Source organism: Amycolatopsis sp. cmx-4-54 (assembly GCF_046548895.1).
Taxonomy (GTDB): Bacteria; Actinomycetota; Actinomycetes; order Mycobacteriales; family Pseudonocardiaceae; genus Amycolatopsis.
Genome location: NZ_JAEBEJ010000004.1, coordinates 504815 through 522097, shown reverse-complemented (window position 1 = coordinate 522097; position 17283 = coordinate 504815). Strand labels below are relative to the sequence as shown.

General features: G+C 69.4%; 16 protein-coding genes and 1 riboswitch. Of the genes, 11 read left to right on the top strand and 5 right to left on the bottom strand.

Features of this window, described 5'->3' with window-relative positions:
- Positions 1–47: 47 nt before the first annotated feature.
- Together ACLJQ7_RS16310 and ACLJQ7_RS16305 are read right to left on the bottom strand one after the other, a co-directional pair.
- Complete coding sequence (locus ACLJQ7_RS16310; protein ID WP_410649043.1) at positions 48–1334, bottom strand: MFS transporter; 1287 nt, start codon at positions 1332–1334, stop codon at positions 48–50.
- A 91-nt stretch (positions 1335–1425) separates the two neighbouring features.
- The gene (locus ACLJQ7_RS16305) at positions 1426–3531 is read right to left on the bottom strand and encodes a RecQ family ATP-dependent DNA helicase (RefSeq protein ID WP_410649042.1); all 2106 of its coding nucleotides are present in this window, start codon (positions 3529–3531) and stop codon (positions 1426–1428) included.
- A gap of 161 nt (positions 3532–3692) precedes the next feature.
- Between ACLJQ7_RS16305 and nadD the strand changes: the two genes are divergently transcribed.
- From nadD to ACLJQ7_RS16270, 7 genes are all read left to right on the top strand, one after another.
- A complete protein-coding gene (gene nadD, locus ACLJQ7_RS16300) occupies positions 3693–4325 on the top strand; it encodes a nicotinate-nucleotide adenylyltransferase (RefSeq protein WP_410649041.1) in 633 nt (210 codons plus the stop codon).
- A gap of 21 nt (positions 4326–4346) precedes the next feature.
- A complete protein-coding gene (gene rsfS, locus ACLJQ7_RS16295; protein WP_125676248.1) occupies positions 4347–4766 on the top strand; it encodes a ribosome silencing factor in 420 nt (139 codons plus the stop codon).
- Positions 4763–5377 (top strand): histidine phosphatase family protein, encoded by a 615-nt coding sequence (locus ACLJQ7_RS16290; RefSeq protein ID WP_410649040.1) that lies wholly within the window; start codon positions 4763–4765, stop codon positions 5375–5377. The genes rsfS and ACLJQ7_RS16290 overlap by 4 nt, the downstream gene beginning before the upstream one ends.
- Positions 5378–5380: 3 nt before the next feature.
- Positions 5381–6106, top strand: coding sequence for a diglucosylglycerate octanoyltransferase (gene octT, locus ACLJQ7_RS16285; RefSeq protein ID WP_410649039.1), 726 nt, complete (start codon positions 5381–5383; stop codon positions 6104–6106).
- A gap of 10 nt (positions 6107–6116) precedes the next feature.
- A complete protein-coding gene (locus ACLJQ7_RS16280; protein WP_410649038.1) occupies positions 6117–6962 on the top strand; it encodes a DegV family protein in 846 nt (281 codons plus the stop codon).
- A gap of 146 nt (positions 6963–7108) precedes the next feature.
- Positions 7109–7831 (top strand): helix-hairpin-helix domain-containing protein, encoded by a 723-nt coding sequence (locus tag ACLJQ7_RS16275; RefSeq protein WP_410649037.1) that lies wholly within the window; start codon positions 7109–7111, stop codon positions 7829–7831.
- A complete protein-coding gene (locus ACLJQ7_RS16270) occupies positions 7828–10233 on the top strand; it encodes a ComEC/Rec2 family competence protein (RefSeq protein WP_410649036.1) in 2406 nt (801 codons plus the stop codon). Before ACLJQ7_RS16275 ends, ACLJQ7_RS16270 begins: the two co-directional genes overlap by 4 nt.
- 17 nt (positions 10234–10250) lie before the next feature.
- On the opposite strand, the gene thrC is transcribed toward ACLJQ7_RS16270, so the two are convergent.
- Complete coding sequence (thrC, locus tag ACLJQ7_RS16265; RefSeq protein WP_276368351.1) at positions 10251–11516, bottom strand: threonine synthase; 1266 nt, start codon at positions 11514–11516, stop codon at positions 10251–10253.
- Between the two features lie 13 nt (positions 11517–11529).
- Positions 11530–11662: riboswitch (SAM riboswitch) on the bottom strand.
- A gap of 135 nt (positions 11663–11797) precedes the next feature.
- On the opposite strand from thrC, the gene holA reads away from it, so the two are divergent.
- Positions 11798–12781: a DNA polymerase III subunit delta gene (gene holA, locus ACLJQ7_RS16260; RefSeq protein WP_410649035.1), complete on the top strand. Its 984-nt coding sequence runs from the start codon at positions 11798–11800 to the stop codon at positions 12779–12781.
- Positions 12782–12832: 51 nt separating this feature from the next.
- Here the strand turns inward: holA and rpsT are convergent, their stop codons facing one another.
- On the bottom strand, positions 12833–13093 hold the full coding sequence (rpsT, locus tag ACLJQ7_RS16255; protein ID WP_007034798.1) for a 30S ribosomal protein S20: 261 nt from the start codon (positions 13091–13093) through the stop codon (positions 12833–12835).
- Between the two features lie 358 nt (positions 13094–13451).
- Here rpsT and ACLJQ7_RS16250 point away from each other — a divergent pair, with 358 nt between their 5' ends.
- Both ACLJQ7_RS16250 and ACLJQ7_RS16245 read left to right on the top strand, forming a co-directional pair.
- Positions 13452–14330, top strand: a complete 879-nt coding sequence (locus tag ACLJQ7_RS16250) for an EamA family transporter (RefSeq protein WP_410649034.1) — start codon at positions 13452–13454, stop codon at positions 14328–14330.
- A 23-nt stretch (positions 14331–14353) separates the two neighbouring features.
- Positions 14354–14728 carry a VOC family protein gene (locus tag ACLJQ7_RS16245; protein ID WP_410649033.1) on the top strand — a complete coding sequence of 125 codons (375 nt, stop codon included), beginning with the start codon at positions 14354–14356 and terminating at the stop codon, positions 14726–14728.
- Here ACLJQ7_RS16245 and ACLJQ7_RS16240 read toward each other — a convergent pair.
- Positions 14725–15312 carry a class I SAM-dependent methyltransferase gene (locus tag ACLJQ7_RS16240; RefSeq protein WP_410649032.1) on the bottom strand — a complete coding sequence of 196 codons (588 nt, stop codon included), beginning with the start codon at positions 15310–15312 and terminating at the stop codon, positions 14725–14727. The genes ACLJQ7_RS16245 and ACLJQ7_RS16240 overlap by 4 nt on opposite strands.
- A gap of 113 nt (positions 15313–15425) precedes the next feature.
- On the opposite strand from ACLJQ7_RS16240, the gene lepA reads away from it, so the two are divergent.
- Entirely contained in the window at positions 15426–17267 is a 1842-nt protein-coding gene (gene lepA, locus ACLJQ7_RS16235; protein WP_410649031.1) for a translation elongation factor 4, read from the top strand.
- Positions 17268–17283: the final 16 nt, after the last annotated feature.

Sequence of the window (17283 nt, the reverse complement as noted above, 5' to 3'; positions counted from 1 at the left end):
TAGAAGCGCGAGGGTATCCACCTCGCCCCGTCATCGGCGACGGAGTTTCAGCGCAGGTCGCTGCCCTTGGTCTCCGGCAGGGTGCGGATGACGAAGAACGCGATCACCGCTCCGGCGGCCACGTACCAGAAGAACAGCGTCGACAACCCCGCGTCGGACAGCGCGGTGAGCACCAGGGGAGCGGTCCCGCCGAACAACGCGACGGTCAGGTTGTACCAGGCGCCGATGCCCAGACCGCGCAGTTCGGTGGGGAACAGCTCGCTCATGATCGCGGGCGCGATCGACGTCATCGCCGTGTACAGGCAGAGCCCGACGCAGAACACGACCAGCAGGCCCGGCAGCCCCGGCCTGACCAAAGTGGACAGTGGAACGATGAGAATCGCGGTCGCCGCCGCCCAGACGAGCAGCTGTGGCTTGCGTCCGAAGCGATCGGACAAGGCACCCATCGGGTACTGAAGCGCGACGAACAACGCCGTCGCGATCGACAACGCGAGGAACACGTCGACGTCGTCGGCCTTGCGGGTCTTGACCGCGAAGGAGGTCAGGGCGCTGAAGAACGTGTAGTAGCAAAGGGTCGACAGCATCGAGAAGCCCACAAGCTGCACGACGGCCCGCGGGTGCTCTCGGAGGGTGGTGCGCAGCGGCCGTTCGACCCGGCGTGCCGTCGACTTCTTCTCCTCGAAGATCTCGGTCTCGGCAAGACTCCGCCGGAGCCACAGGCCGATGATGCCGAGAACACCACCGAGCAGGAACGGGATCCGCCAGCCGTACGCGGTCAGATCCGCTTTGGACATCGTCCGCGCGAGCACGAATCCGAGGATCGAGGCCAGCAGGACGGCGGAACCGGTCGAGATGTAGAAGAAGGCGGAGTACCGGCCGCGGCGGGTGGGCGGCGCGATCTCGCCGAGGTACGCCGAAGCGTTGGAGACCTCGCCGCCGAGCGACAGTCCTTGCGCCACCCTGGCCAGCAGCAACAGGATCGGGGCCAGCCAGCCGACCTGGTCGAATGTCGGCAGGAGACCGATGGCCACCGATCCGCCCGCCATCAGCACGATGGTCAGGATCATCGCCGGCTTCCGGCCCCTGACGTCGGCGAACCTGCCGAGCAATATCCCGCCGAGCGGCCGGAAGAAGAACGCCAACGCGTAGGTGGCGAAGGTGTTGATCAACGCCAGCGCTTCGTTGCCCTTCGGGAAGAACTCGCTGGCGAAGTAGATGCTGAAGGTCGCGTAGATGGTCCAGTCGAACCATTCCAGCGCGTTTCCGACACTGGCGGCGAACAACTTCTTCACCGGGAGCCGATGCCCCAGCCGCTCCGTCGTTGAGTCCGCCATCGGCACCTCCGTACTCGCGCGTGGACGGAACCTTGCCAGAAAGTCCCCGGGCGGGAAAGAACCTGTCGAATGTCGGGATCGGGCTTCCCGGTTACGAGGTGCTGGCGAGAGCGAACGGCAGCACCGCACGGGCTCCCGCCTGGCGGAGCAGGCGCGCGGACAGCGTCATCGTCCATCCGGTGTCGATGAGGTCGTCGACCAGCAGGATCGGGCCTTCGGCCGCGGCTACTCGCGCTGACAGGTCTTCGGGGAGACTGAGACGTTTCCACAGATCGGCCAGCCGTTGCGCGCTGTTCGCCTGACGCGGGGGCGGCCCCGCCGAGGCGACGGCGCCCAGGTACTCCAGGCGCCCGATCGAGGCCAGCTTCGTCGCCAGGCTGTGGACCAGCTGAGGTCGCGTGGCGGAGGGCACTTCCACCACTGCCACGGGGCGCTCCGTCCACTGCCAGCCCTTGAGCACTTCGATACAGGCTTGGAAGACGGCGTCGGGGAGTTCGGTGTCCGCCGCGGAAGGGCCGACGAGTTCGCGCAATCGCGTGCCCCATCCGACGTCGGTCACCCGGCCGACGACCTGTCCGGTCTCGGCCTGTTCGCCCGCCGGCAGCCGCCCGGAGAGCGGGACGTCCAGCCCGGCCATCCCGGTCGGCCACATCTTCCGCGGCGCGACCTCGACGCCGGGACGGCGCAGCCGTTGCCGGGTGGCGTCGACGACGTCATCGGAAATCGTGGTGTCCCACTGCTTTCCGGTGCAGTTGTCACAACGGCCGCAAGGCGTCGCTTCGGGATCGTCGAGCTGTTTCCGCAGGAACTCCATGCGGCAGCCGGTTGCCTCCAGGTACGCCAGCATGGCGTTCTGTTCGTTGGTCCGCGCCGCGCTTACTCGCGCGTAGCGTTCCTTGTCGTAGCGCCACTCTTCGCCGGTGCCCTCCCATCCGCCTTTCACCCGGCGGACGGCGCCGTCGACGTCCAGCACCTTCAGGACCATCTCCAGCCGGGAGCGGGAGAGTTCGACGAACGGTTCGAGCGCCGGTGTCGACAGTGGACGATCCGCGTACGCCAGCGCGTTCAGCACCTGGGTCACCCGGAGTTCGTCCGGGAACGCCAGCGAACCGAAGTACGCCCAGATGTCCTTGTCCTCGTGGCCCGGCAACAGGATCACTTCGGCGCGGTCGACGCCACGCCCGGCGCGGCCGACCTGCTGGTAGTACGCGATCGGGGAGGACGGGGCACCGAGATGGACCACGAAGCCCAGATCCGGCTTGTCGAACCCCATGCCCAGTGCCGAAGTGGCCACCAAGGCCTTCACGTTGTTGTTCAGCAGATCGTCTTCGGCCGCCTGCCGGTCCGCCGGATCGGTCTTCCCGGTGTAGGCGGCGACCGGGTAACCGCGCTCGGTCAGCAACCCCGCGACGTCGTGCGCGGCGGCGACCGTGAGCGTGTAGATGATCCCGGAGCCCGGCAACTCCGCCAGGTGTTCGGCCAGCCAGGCGAGCCGGGCCTGCGACGTCGGCAGCTTCGCCACCGACAGATGCAGGCTTTCGCGGTCCAGGCTGCCGCGCAGGACGAGGGTGTCGCCCCCGTTGCCGATGCCGAGCTGCTCGGCGACGTCGGTCGCCACGCGGTCGTTCGCGGTCGCGGTGGTGGCGAGCACCGGGACACCGTCGGGCAGGTCCTTCAGCAGTGTCCGCAGCCGGCGGTAGTCGGGACGAAAGTCGTGACCCCAGTCCGAGATGCAGTGTGCCTCGTCGACCACGAGCAGGCCGGCGGTCGCGGTCAGCTTGGGCAGGACGGTGTCCCGGAAGTCCGGGTTGTTGAGCCGCTCCGGGCTGACCAGGAGGACGTCGACCTCACCCGCCGCGATCGCCGCCTGGACCTGATCCCACTCCTGCGGGTTCGCGGAGTTCATCGTCGCCGCGTGGATACCCGCCCTGGCCGCCGCGGAGATCTGGTTGCGCATGAGCGCGAGCAGCGGCGAGATGATCACCGTCGGGCCGTTGCCACGCTCCCGCAGCAACGCGGTGGCCAGGAAGTACACCGCGGACTTCCCCCAGCCGGTGCGCTGCACGACGAGCGCGCGACGGCGGTGCGCGACCAGCGCCTCGATGGCCGTCCACTGGTCGTCACGCAGGCGGGCGCCTTCGCCGGCCAACGACTGGAGGAGGGTCTCGGCGCGATCCCGGAGAGTCGATGTGTCCACGTCCCCACCTCTACCCCATGCCACCGACGAAGTCGCGATCGGCATGTCGTGAACGGACCGTTCATCCATGGAACGGACTGTAATGTGATCCAGATCACCACTGGTCGGTGGGTCCGGCGACCCGAGCGTGGAGCTTCGTGCGCTGTATAGGCTCACGACCCATGTCACCACGCAGGATCGGGGTCATGGGCGGCACGTTCGACCCCATTCACCACGGGCACCTCGTCGCGGCCAGTGAGGTCCAGGCGCGGTTCGCGCTCGACGAGGTCATCTTCGTGCCCACCGGTCAGCCGTGGCAGAAGTCCGACAGGGTGGTCACCCGCGCCGAGGACCGCTACCTGATGACGGTGATCGCGACGGCGTCCAACCCCGTGTTCTCGGTCAGCCGCGTCGACATCGACCGCGTCGGGCAGACCTACACCGTCGACACCCTGCGCGACCTGCGTGCCGAGTACCCGGACGACCAGTTGTTCTTCATCACCGGCGCGGACGCGCTCGAGCAGATCCTCACCTGGCGCAACGCCGACGAGCTGTTCGACCTGGCGCATTTCATCGGCGTCACCAGGCCCGGCTACCGGCTCAATTCCCAGCATCTGCCGAGCGGGAAGGTGAGCCTGGTTGAGGTGACCGCGATGGCGATCTCGTCCACCGCGTGCCGCGAGCGCGTCGAAAGCGGGGAACCCGTCTGGTACCTCGTCCCCGACGGTGTGGTGCGCTACATCGCCAAAAAGGACCTCTATCGGAAAGACCGGGGGGCCGGACCGGGTACCCTCGTCGGGCGCACCCGCGAGTAAGCCATCTGTTTGAGGAGAACTGTGACAGCCACGTCCGAGGCACGAGAGCTGGCCGTAGCGGCCGCCCATGCGGCGGCGGACAAGAAGGCGAGCGACGTGGTCGTGCTGGACGTGTCCGACCAGCTGGTGATCACCGACGCCTTCGTCATCGCGTCCGCGCCCAACGAACGCCAGGTCGGCGCCATCGTCGACAACGTCGAGGAGCAGCTCCGGCTCGGCGGGCACAAGCCCGTCCGCCGTGAGGGCGCCCGTGAGGGCCGCTGGGTCCTGCTGGACTACGTCGACGTCGTCATCCACGTCCAGCACCAGGAGGAACGCTCCTTCTACGGTCTCGAGCGGCTCTGGAAGGACTGCCCGCGGATCGAGGTCGCCGGTCTGGCAGTGCCGGATCATCAGGACCCAGCCGAGGAGGACCCCGCCGACGCGCAAGGCGCCTCGTGAGCCCGCGGCGGCTGGTGCTCTGGCGCCACGGCGAGACCGACTACAACGCGGCGGGCCGGATGCAGGGACATCTGGACTCCGCGTTGACCCCGGTCGGCTGGAACCAGGCCAGGTTCGCCGTGCCCGCGCTCGCCCGGTTCTCGCCGGATCTGGTGATCGCCTCGGATCTGCGCCGCGCGACCGACACGGCCACCGTGCTCACGGAGGCCATCGGCGTTCCGCTGCGGATCGACAAGCGTCTCCGGGAAACCCATCTGGGTGAATGGCAGGGCTTCACCGGCCAGCAGGTCGACGAGACGTACCCGGGAGAACGCGCACGCTGGCGCGTCGACGCGACGTGGGCACCGCCCGGCGGTGAATCGCGGGTCGACGTCGCCGAACGCGCGATGGAGGTCGTCGCGGACCTGGACCAGCCCAATTCCGACGCGGGCGACGCGGTCTTGCTGGCCACGCACGGCGGCCTGATCATCGCGCTGACCGCGAAACTGCTCAGCTTGCCGGTCGCGTCCTGGCCGTCGCTCGGCGGAATCGCGAACTGTCACTGGGTCGAGCTGACCAGGCGTGACGGCGACTGGCGCCTGGCCGCCTACAACGCGGGAATCACCGGCTGATCCATGGGCCCGCGCCTGCTGGTCTTCGGCGATTCCCTCAGCTTCCACGGCCCGGACGGCCCGCACGCCGCCGACGACGCGCGTCTGTGGCCCAACATCGCCGCCGAAGCGCTCGGTGGCGCCGCGGACCTCGTCGCCGGGTTCGGCTGGACCGCCCGTGACGCCTGGTGGTCGTTGATCGGTGATCCGCGTGTCTGGGCCGATCTCCACCACGTGGACGCCGTCGTGCTGGCCGTGGGAAGCATGGACACCCTGCCCTCGCCGCTGCCCACCTACCTGCGCACCGGTCTCCGCTATCTGCGGCCCGACCCGCTGCGACGTGTGGTGCGCAAGGCGTACCTGGCCGCTCAGCCGCGGCTCGCGATCGCCCTCCGAGGACGTCCGGTGGTCCTGCCGTCGAAGCTCACCGTCCAGTACCTCGACACCGCGGTCGGAGCTTTGCGCACGCTGCGACCGGAGCTGCCGATCTTCGGCATGCTGCCCTCCGTGCATCGGTCCGACTCGTACGGCCGCGTCCACACCGCTCGCGCCGGTGCCGCCGCCGCCCTCGCCGACTGGGGCCGTCGCGCGGACGTGCCGCTGCTGGACCTCGAAGCCGTCGTCGGTGACCACGTGCTGAGCGGGCGGGGCAATCCGGACGGAATGCACTGGGGGTGGGAGGGACATGCCGTCGTCGGCGCGGAAATGGCCAGCCTGATGGCCCCGGTGCTCCGCCCGGCGGCAACGTAGGCTGACTGCCGTGTCGGTCGCCGTAGTCACGGATTCCACCGCCCACCTGCCGGAAGGCTTCGCCGAACGGAACGGGATCCGGGTGGTCCCGCTGCACGTCCTCGTGGACGGTGTCGTTTTCCTCGACGGCGTCGAAATGGGTCCCGCCGCCCTGGCCGAGGCGCTCGGCAAACGACGTCTGGTGACGACGTCCCGGCCGACACCCGCCGAATTCGTCAAGGAGTTCCGGGCGGCGCTGGCCGAGGGCGCGGACGCCGTCGTGTCGGTGCACCTGTCCCGGGAGTTGTCCGGGACCTGGGAGGCCGCGGTGCTCGCGGCCCAGGAGGTCGGGCCGGACAAGGTGCGCGTGGTCGATTCGCGCAGCACCGCGATGGGGCTCGGCTTCGCCACTCTACGTGCGGCGAGGGCCGCCGCGGACGGGGCGGAACCCGCCGAGGTGGAGGCCGCCGCGGTCGACGCGGTGGGTCGTTCGGAGACCCTGTTCGCCGTCGAAACCCTCGAATACCTGCGCCGCGGCGGGCGGATCGGCCCGGCGGCCGCCCTGCTCGGCACGGCGCTCGCGGTGAAACCGGTGCTCCACATGTCCGAAGGCCGGATCCAGCCGCTGGAGAAGGTGCGAACGATGAATCGCGCGGTGGCGCGGCTGGTCGAACTCGCCGTGAAAGCGGCCGAAGGCGGGCTGGCCGACATCGCCGTCCACCATCTCGCTTCGCCCGAGCGCGCCGTCGAACTGGCCAACCGGCTCGAGGAGTCCATCCACTGCCCGGACGGGTGCGTGGTCTCGGAGATCGGCGCCGTCATCGGGGCCCACACCGGCCCTGGCGTGCTCGGCGTCGTGATCCAGCGCGCGGGTTGAGGAAACCGTCCAGCGTCCCATACGACGCCGACGGAAACCGGTGATCCGGTCTCGGCCGGAGCCGGGTTGTCCACAACACCCCACTTGTCCACAGCCTCGGGATTCACCACTGCCGCCCGCCCCTCCCGCTCCGTAGCGTCGTTCATGTGTTCGACCAAACCGCCCGTCCATCGGGACCCTCCGTCAACGCCAGGCTGGCGTGGCTGACAGCGCAACTGTCGTCGCCCGCCCAGGGCCCGCCCGCGGGCAGGCTCGTCCGCCGCTGGGTGCCCGCCCGGTTCACGGCGGACGGGATCCCGGTGAACCGGCGGTGGCTCGCCGTGGCGGCCGTGCTGATCGCGGTGGCCGTGATCGTGACCGGCGCGATCGCCTTGTTCGGACACCGGCCGGGGGCCGAGACCCTGCCATCCCTGCCGTCGGCGAAGGCCGCCGGAGACGTCCCCGCCGCGGCGGCCAAGGCGCCTCTGGTGATCAGCGTCGTCGGCCGGGTCCTCAAACCCGGCCTGGTCACGGTCCCTCCGGGCGCACGGGTCGCCGATGCCCTCACGGCGGCCGGTGGGGCACAGCCCGGAACGGATCTGACCGGAGTGAATCTGGCCCGGCGGCTCACCGACGGCGAGCAGGTGGCCATCGGCGTCGCCGTTCCGGCCGCGGCCGGAACGGCGACACCGCCGGGGAAGCTCGACCTGAACTCGGCCACGGCCGAGCAACTCGACACCCTGCCCGGGGTCGGCGAAGTGATGGCGAAACGCATCGTCGACTGGCGGTCCGGGCACGGCGGGTTCACCAGCGTCGAGCAACTCCGTGACGTAGAAGGGATCGGCGAAAGCAAGTTCAAGAAGGTCCGGGAATTGGTGTCCGTCGGATGAACCCGTCCGCCGATCCGTCCGAAGTGGACACCGCGTCGTGGCGGGGGCAAGACCTGCGGCTGGTACCGGCCGCGGCGACGGCCTGGCTCGGCACTCTTTCCGGGCTGCTGGGCGGCTGGTGGATCACGATGCTCTGCGGTGCGGCCGCCGTGGTGCTCGCGATCGCCGCCGGTGTCCGTGCCCGCCGGACGGCGTCCCGGTGGGTGGCGGGCCTGGGTGCCCTGGCTGTCCTGGGCGTGCTCACCGCCGGTCCGGTGGCACTGCGGATCCGGGCCGCCGAGCACGACGACCTCCGTGCCGCCGCCGCACGGGGGAGTGACGTCACCACGAGAGTGGTGGTCACCGAGCGACCGCGTCCGGTCCGCGGTGCCGGATACGCCGATCGCCGGGCAGGCACCCGCCTGGTGGTCATCGCCGCGACGGTGGACACCGCGGTGACGGGTGAGCGGGTGGTGGATTCGGCCGGCCGGATCCTTCTGCTCGCTCCCGCCGAGGGGTGGAAGGACCTGTTGCCCGGGCAGCAGGTCACCGCCTCAGGGCGGCTCGCACCATCGAAGGGGGCCGAACTGACGGTCGCGGTCCTCTCGGTGCGAGGCCCGCCGTCGGCACTCGGGCCGGCGCCTTGGTGGCAGCGAGCCGCGGAATCGCTGCGCGCCGGGCTCCGGGAGCTGTGCGCCGTCCTCCCGGAGGAGCAGGCCGGTCTCGTGCCCGGGCTGGTCGTGGGGGACACGAGCACACTGTCCCCGAGGGTCGAACGCGAGTTCACGGACTCCGGCATGTCCCACCTGATGGCCGTGAGCGGTGGGAACGTGGCGATCGTCTGCGGCTCGATCCTTCTCCTGCTGAGGGTGCTCCGGGTCGGGCCGCGGACCTCCGCCGCCGCGGCCGCCGCGGGGCTCGCCGGGTTCGTGGTCCTCGCCGGGCCCGCGCCCAGCGTGCTCCGCGCCGGGGTCATGGGGGCGGTCGGGCTGCTGGCGCTGGCACTGGGGCGCCGGGGTTCGGCGCTGCCCGCGCTGGCGTTCGCGGTGGCGGGGCTCGTCGTGGCCGACCCCGCGATGGCCGCCGACTTCGGGTTCGCGCTTTCGGTGCTGGCCACGGCCGGTCTGGTACTGCTGGCGCCGAGGTGGGCGGAATGGCTGGTCGGACGCGGTGTTCCGGCCGGCTACGCCGAGGGGCTGACCATCCCGCTGGCCGCGTTCGTGGTGACGACGCCGGTCATCGCGGGCATGGCGGGATCGGTCAGTCTCGTCTCGGTGGTGACCAACGTGCTCGCCGCGCCGGTGGTCGCCCCGGCCACCGTGTTCGGCGTGCTCGCCACCATCGTCGGCCCGTGGTGGCCGTCGGCGGGAAGGCTGCTGGTCCGCCTGACCGAACCCGAGGCGAGCTGGCTCATCACCGTGGCCCGCCACGGCGCCCGTGCACCGGGAGCGGTGATGGACTGGCCGGATGGCTGGTGGGGCGGGCTTCTGGCGGCCGGATTGCTCGTCATCCTGTTCGCCGCCATCCGGCTGCGGCACGCCAGGATCCTCCTGGCGGTCGCGCTGGCCGCCGGGCTGCTCGTCTTCGTGCCGGTGCGAGTGCTTGCTCCGGCGTGGCCGCCGGCGTCATGGAGTGCCGTCGCCTGCGACGTCGGGCAGGGTGATGCCGTCGCCCTCGCCACGGGCGAGCAAGGACGGGCGGTCCTGGTCGACACCGGGCCGGAACCGGGACCGGTCGACGAATGCCTGAGCAGGCTCGGCGTCGACAGGGTGCCGCTGATCGTGCTCAGTCATCTGCACGCCGACCACATCGGCGGCCTCGAATCCGTCTTCGAGGGCAGGTCGGTCGGGGCGGTCGCCGTCGGCCCCGGCCGGGCCCCCGGCTGGGCGTGGCAGCAGGTCGCGGACGAGACCGCGCGCCGCGGGATTCCCTTGCTGGAGCTGGAGATCGGGCAACGGCTGGACTGGCCGGGGCTGTCACTGGACGTACTGGGGCCGCGGTACATCACCAGTCGATCGATCCGCGAACAGGACGGCACGGTGATCAACAACGGTTCGGTCGTCCTGCGCGCCGGGACCCCGGCGGGCCGGGTGCTGCTGACGGGTGACATCGAGCTCGCCGCACAGGCGGACCTCATGGCCGAGGGCGCCGAGCTGCGTGCCGAGATCCTGAAGGTTCCGCACCACGGAAGCCGTTACACGGCACCGGACTTCCTCAACGCCGTCTCGCCGCGGGCGGCGTTGGTGAGTGTCGGCGCCGGTAATACCTACGGACATCCGAACAAGTCCACTTTGGACAATCTGGTGGCCGTCGGCGCGTCGGTCGCCAGGACGGACACGGACGGCGACACGGCTGTCCTCGCCGACGCGCGAGGTCTCGCCCTGGTACGCCGGGGTGAGCCCCGCGGCCCGCCTCGTTCTTGAGGCGGGCCGCCGGGAACTCAGATGCCGAGAGCTTCGCGGACCGCGTCGGCCGAGGCGCTGACGGTGGCCTTGGGGCCGATCTTGTCCTCGACGGCGTCGAGGGTCTTGAGGCCGTCGCCGGTGATCAGCAGGACGATCTCCTCGTCCGGGTTGAGCTTGCCGGTCTCGATGAGCTTCTTGGCCGTCGCGACGGTGACGCCACCGGCGGTCTCGGTGAAGACGCCCTCGGTGCGGGCGAGCAGCCGGATGCCCTCGACGACCTCTTCGTCGGTGACGTCCTCGATCGCGCCACCGGTGCGGTTGACCACGTCGAGGACGTACGGGCCGTCGGCCGGGTTCCCGATGGCCAGCGACCGGGCGATCGTGTCCGGCTTGACCGGCTGGACGACGTCGTGTCCCGCGCGGAAGGCCGCCGAGACGGGGGAGCAGCCGGTGGCCTGTGCGCCGAACACTTTGTACGGCGTCTCGTCGACAAGGCCGAGTTGTCCGAACTCGCGGAAACCCTTGTCCACCTTGGTGAGCTGGGAACCGGAGGCGATCGGCACCACGATCTGGGAGGGAAGCCGCCAGCCGAGCTGCTCGGCGACCTCGAAGGCCAGTGTCTTGGAGCCTTCGGAGTAATAGGGCCGGACGTTCACGTTGACGAACGCCCAGCTCTCCTGCTCGGCGGCGAGCTGGGTGGCGAGCCGGTTCACGTCGTCGTAGTTGCCGTCGACCGCGATCAGGTCACCGTCGTACACGGCGGTGGTGAGGATCTTGGCGCGTTCCAGGGTCTTCGGGATCAGCACGACCGACCGCCAGCCGGCCCGGGCCGCCGCGGCGGCGACGGCGTTGGCCAGGTTGCCGGTCGAGGGACAGGCGAGTACGTCGAACCCGAACTCGCGTGCGGCGGCCAAAGCGACGGCGACCACGCGGTCCTTGAACGAGTGCGTGGGGTTGCCGGTGTCGTCCTTGACCCAGACCTTCTTGACGCCCAAGGCTTTCGCGAGCCTGTCGGCCTGGATGAGCCGGGTGGCGCCGGGTTCGGTGTTGGGGATCTCTTCGACGTTCGAAGGAACGGGAAGGAGTTTCTTGTAGCGCCAGATGTTCTTCGGTCCGGCTTCGATGTCCTCGCGGCGCACGCGGCCGAAGTCGTAGGCGACTTCGAGCGGCGAGAAATCCTCGGCGGAAACGAATTCGGGAGCGAGCGGCTGCCGGTGTCCCTCTTCCTTCGACACCAGTTCGACGGCCGGTCCGAGATCCGGGGTCTTGGTGGTGGAGGTCGTGCCGAGGGTTGCGGTCATCGCGAGGTTCCTTTCCTCATCTGCCCCGCCATGGCGGGCCGGAATTGGCACCGTGTTCGTCAGCTATCCCGCGATCGCGGAATGACAGGCTGACGCCGGTTGCCGGGGCTTCATCGGGCCGTTCCCTCTGCCCCTCTGGATGAGCGGTATTCGATTGTCGGCACGCGTGTGATCGCGTCGCCTCGCCAACACCGTACGACATGAGGCTCCGGTGGGGCCACCGTGCCCGCTACACATCACCGGACAAAGCACACGAGAGGAGGAGTGGCAGGATCGTCACCGTGACGACGCAAGCTTCCGCCCCATCGCCGCTGGTCCTGGTTCTCGGTGAGGAAGAGCTGCTGATCGAACGAGCGGTCCGCCGCGCCTCGGACGCGGCCAAGGCGGCCGATCCGACGGCGGATCTCACCCGGATCCGGGTGTCGGACCTCACAGTCCCGGCGCTCGCGGAGATGGTCAGCCCCTCGCTGTTCGCCGAGGGCAGGGTGATCGTCCTCGAATCCGCGCACGACATCTCGCAGGAGCTGGCGGACGGGGTGATGGCCTACGTCAAGGCGCCCGCCGACGGCATCGTGCTCGTCGTCGTGCACAGCGGGGGTGGCCGGAGCAAGGCCGCGAAGGCGCTCCCGACCGCCTTGAAGAAGGCCGGTGCGGAGGTTGTCGAATGCCCGAAACTGACCAAGGCCGCTGAGCGGGAATCCTTCGTCCGCAACGAGGTCCGCCGCGTCGGCGGAAAGATCGACGGTGCGGCCGTGCTCGCGCTGATCGACGCGGTCGGCTCGGATCTGCGTGAACTGTCGTCGGCCGCGACCCAGCTGGTCGCGGACGCCGGCGGAACGGTCGACGAACAGGCGGTCCGGCGCTACCACCGAGGCCGCGCGGACGTGAACGGGTTCGCCGTCGCGGAGAAGGCCGTCGCCGGTGACAAGGCGGCCGCGCTGGAGTCGTTGCGCTGGGCGATGCAGCTGGGCGTACCGCACGTGCTGGTCGCGGACGCCCTCGCCGACGCCGTCCGGACGATCGCGCGGGTGTCCGGTGCCGGTCGCGGGAACCCGAACCAGATGGCGGGTGAGCTGGGGATGCCGCCGTGGAAGGTGCGCAAGGCCCAGGGGCAGGCCCGCGGCTGGGGCCAGGATGGGCTCGCCACCGCGATGCGGGTGGTCGCCCGGCTCAACGCCGAGGTCAAAGGGGTCGCGGCCAACCCGGAGTACGCGCTGGAGCGCGCCGTCCTGGAGGTCGTCGACGCCCACGGCACAAGCCGCTGAAACGGCGAAGGGCCCCGGCGACGCGAGTCGCCGGGGCCCTTCGAAAGCCGATCAGAGAGAGTTCGCGCGCTTCGCCAGCGCGGACTTCTTGTTGGCGGCCTGGTTGGCGTGGAGAACGCCCTTGGTCACGGCCTTGTCCAGCTTCTTGGCCGCGTCCTTCTGTAGCTCCAGCGCCTTGGCCTTGTCGCCGGCGTCGGCGGCCTCGCGGAACTTGCGGATCGCGGTCTTCACCGAGGACCGGATCGCCTGGTTGCGCTGACGCGCCTTCTCGTTGGTGGTGATGCGCTTGATCTGCGACTTGATGTTGGCCACGGGGGCACTCCTCTTGAATCTCTCGGTGGTTTCACCGCCGCGCTGTGACCGGCCCTGCTGCTCGTGAGAGCGCGCGGGTTTCCTCCATGACGGAATGCCACACAACGGTGAAAGGCAAGCTTAACAGCCGTCCAGGCGCGGCTCGCGGCCACCTCGGGACGGGTGCTTGAGGTACGGTGCGAAGCGTAGTGCCTAGGGTTCCGCCGCCTGCCCGCTCAGCGAAACACACAATCAGGGCAGACGGGACAGGTCCGAGCGGCACCATCGGCGGGGCCGGAAGCGCCGCCGTTCATCTGACGGGACAAAAGCCTGGAGGACCGGTGTTTTCCGCGTGCGCGGAAAACGTGAAAGGTCCGCCGTGAACGCCACCGCCCTGTCCTTCGTCGTCATCGCCGCCGTCATCCACGCGGGCTGGAACCTCGCGGCCAAGCGGATCCGTCGTGGCGGAGCGCGATTCGTCTGGGCTTACTACAGCCTCTCCGCGATCTTGCTCGTCCCCGTCATGGCCGTCTCGCTGGCCGTGGAGCCGCAACGTCCACAGTGGACCTGGTTGTTCGCGGCGGTGGTCACGGCGGTGTTCCACGTCACTTACGGGGTCGTCCTCCAGCGGGGTTACGCCGTCGGCGATCTTTCCGTCGTCTATCCGGTCGCTCGCGGTACGGGGCCGTTGATCTCGGTGCTCGCGGCCGTCGTCCTGCTCGGCGAGCGGCCGGGGGCGCTCGGTCTGCTGGGCGCGTTCCTCGTGGTCGCCGGGGTGCTGGTGATCGGTACCGGGCGGGCACCGGCCCACGCCGACGCCGCCGATCGTGCCGCCCGCCGCAAAGGTTTGGTCTACGGACTGCTGACCGGTCTCACGATCGCCGCCTACACACTGTGGGACGCACATTCGGTCACGGGCCTCGGGGTCCCGCCGATCGTCTACTTCGGAACCGGCGCGATCGTGCAGAGCCTCGTCATGACTCCGTACGCGCTGAAGGACCGCGAAGAGGTCTCGTGGCTCTGGCGTGAACACAAGCGTGAGGTCATTGTCGTCGGCGTACTCTCGCCGGTCGCCTACCTCCTGGTGCTCTATGCCCTCCAGATCGCTCCGGTGAGCCTCGTCGCACCCGCGAGGGAGCTGAGCATCGTCTTGGGTGGCCTCGCCGCCTGGCTGGTCCTGGGAGAGGCGAACGCCGTCCGCAGGCTGGCCGGGTCCGTGGTGGTGCTGGCGGGGATCACCGCGATTGCGATGGCCTGAACCCATCCGGTAGGGATTGAGCCATGGACGTGCTGAGCAGCAGGGTGCTGATCCACCCGAAGGACCTCGACGTGTCGACGGCGTTCTATCGGGACACCCTGGGCCTGGCCATCGACAAGGAGTTCCCCGGCGGGACGGTGTTCTTCGCCGGGAACGGGTCGATCGAGATCGTCGGTACCGGGAAGGCCGGCCCGACCCCTGACGTCGCCTTGTGGCTCCAGGTCCGGGATCTGCCCGCAGCGCTCCAGGAACTCGCGGCGAAGGGTTTGGAGCCTGCCCGCGGGGCGCGACGCGAGCCCTGGGGGCTGGACGAAGCGTGGATCGCCGACCCGGACGGCACCAGGATCGTGCTGGTCGAGGTTCCGCGGGAGCACCCGTTGCGCACCGATCCGCGCTAGGCCAGAGGCTTGATCGCGCGCAGCTGAGCGGCGAGCGAGGCACCGAAACCCGGCGGGTCCCAGGTCCAGGTCTGCAGGTCGGTGAAGCCGGCGACGGCCACTTCGTCGGCCAGCTCGTGCCGGGACACCGGCAGCCACTTCTCGTGCGACGACAGCAGCAGCCGCCCGCCGGGCCGCAAGACGCGGAACAGTTCGGCGAACCCGGCCGCCCGGTCCTCCCACAAGTGCACGTTGTTGACGCTCAGGACCACGTCGACGCTCTCGTCCGGCTGACCCGTGGAGTCCGCGGTGCCCTGCCGCAGCTCCACCTCGTCGCCGCAGCGGCGGCGCGAGCGGGCGAGCATCTCCGGGGAGGGGTCGACGCCGATCGCGCGGCCGGCGCGTTCGGCCGTGGCCGCGAGGCCGACGCCCGGCCCAGGGCCCACGACCAGGGCGGTTTCGCCGGATTCGATCGAGGCCAGCTCGACCACGCGAAGTTCGGTGGCGGCGTTGCCGTGCGCCATCGTCCGGCCGCCGAACCGGCCGAGCAGTCCCCGAGGATGGCCGAACGTTCGGTCGAGTATCTGGGAGAGTGAAGTACTCATACTTCGAGGGCACCACAGCTCATCACGGGCCGCATCGGGGATGACCCCCACTCGCACCCGGAGCGGCATGGGACCATAGAGGTGGCACACCCCGACCTTCGCGAGGAAACCCGTTGACGACGTTCGCCGACACGACCTTCACGCCCCCGGAGCTCATCCGGAACTTCTGCATCATCGCGCATATCGACCACGGCAAGTCGACCCTGGCCGACCGGATGCTGCAGCTCACCGGCGTGGTCGAGGAACGGGCCATGCGGGCTCAGTACCTCGATCGAATGGACATCGAGCGGGAACGCGGCATCACCATCAAGGCGCAGAACGTGCGCCTGCCCTGGAAGGTCGACGGGCAGGACCACGTCCTGCACATGATCGACACCCCGGGCCACGTCGACTTCACCTACGAGGTCTCCCGCGCGCTCGAGGCGTGTGAAGGCGCCGTCCTGCTGGTCGACGCCGCGCAGGGGATCGAGGCGCAGACGCTCGCCAACCTGTACCTCGCGCTGGAGAACAACCTCCAGATCATCCCGGTGCTCAACAAGATCGACCTGCCGTCGGCGGATCCGGACAAGTACGCCGCCGAGATCGCGCACATCATCGGTTGCGAGCCCTCGGACGTGCTGCGCGTGTCCGCCAAGACCGGTGTCGGTGTCGGTGAACTGCTCGACGCGGTGGTGAAGCAGGTGCCGGCGCCGGAGGGTGACGCCGACGCCCCGGCACGGGCGATGATCTTCGACTCGGTGTACGACACGTACCGGGGCGTCGTGACCTACATCAGGGTCGTCGACGGCAAGATCACGCCGCGCGAGCGGATCAAGATGATGTCCACCGGCGCCACCCACGAACTCCTCGAGGTCGGGATCATCTCGCCGGAGCCCAAGGCCAGCAAGGGGCTGGGCGTCGGTGAGGTGGGCTATCTCATCACCGGGGTGAAGGATGTCCGGCAGTCGAAGGTCGGTGACACCGTCACCTCCGAACGCCAGGGCGCGAAGGAGCCGCTCGCCGGTTACCGCGAGCCGAAGCCGATGGTCTACTCCGGGCTGTACCCGGTGGACGGTTCGGACTATCCGGACCTGCGCGAGGCCTTGGACAAGCTCCAGCTCAACGACGCCGCGCTGGACTACGAGCCCGAGACGTCGGTGGCGCTCGGCTTCGGCTTCCGCTGCGGCTTCCTCGGCCTGCTGCATCTGGAGATCACCCGCGACCGGCTGGAACGCGAGTTCGGCCTCGACCTGATCTCCACCGCGCCGAACGTGGTCTACGACGTGGTGCTGGACGACGGCAAGGAGATCCACGTCACCAACCCGTCGGACTGGCCGACCGGGAACAAGATCGACAAGGTGCTCGAACCGGTCAGCAAGGTGAGCATCCTGGCGCCGTCGGAGTTCATCGGCACGATCATGGAGCTGTGCCAGAACAAGCGCGGCACGCTGCTCGGCATGGACTATCTGTCCGAGGACCGGGTCGAACTGCGGTACAACCTGCCGCTGGGCGAGATCATCTTCGACTTCTTCGACACGCTGAAGTCGCGGACGCGCGGTTACGCGTCGCTGGACTACGAAGAGGCCGGCGCGCAGGCGGCGGACCTGGTCAAGGTGGACATCCTGCTCCAGGGCGAGGGCGTCGACGCGTTCTCCGCGATCGTGCACAAGGACGACGCCTACAACTACGGCAACCGCATGGTGAACCGGCTTCGCGAGCTGATCCCGCGGCAGAACTTCGAGGTGCCGATCCAGGCCGCCATCGGCGCCCGCATCATCGCCCGCGAGACCATTCGCGCGATTCGCAAGGACGTGCTCGCGAAGTGCTACGGCGGTGACATCTCGCGTAAGCGCAAGCTGCTGGAAAAGCAGAAGGAAGGCAAGAAGCGGATGAAGACCGTCGGCCGGGTCGAGGTCCCGCAGGAAGCCTTCGTCGCCGCGCTGTCCACAGAGGACTCAGGCAAGAAGAAGCAGTAACGGCAGGCGAAAAGGC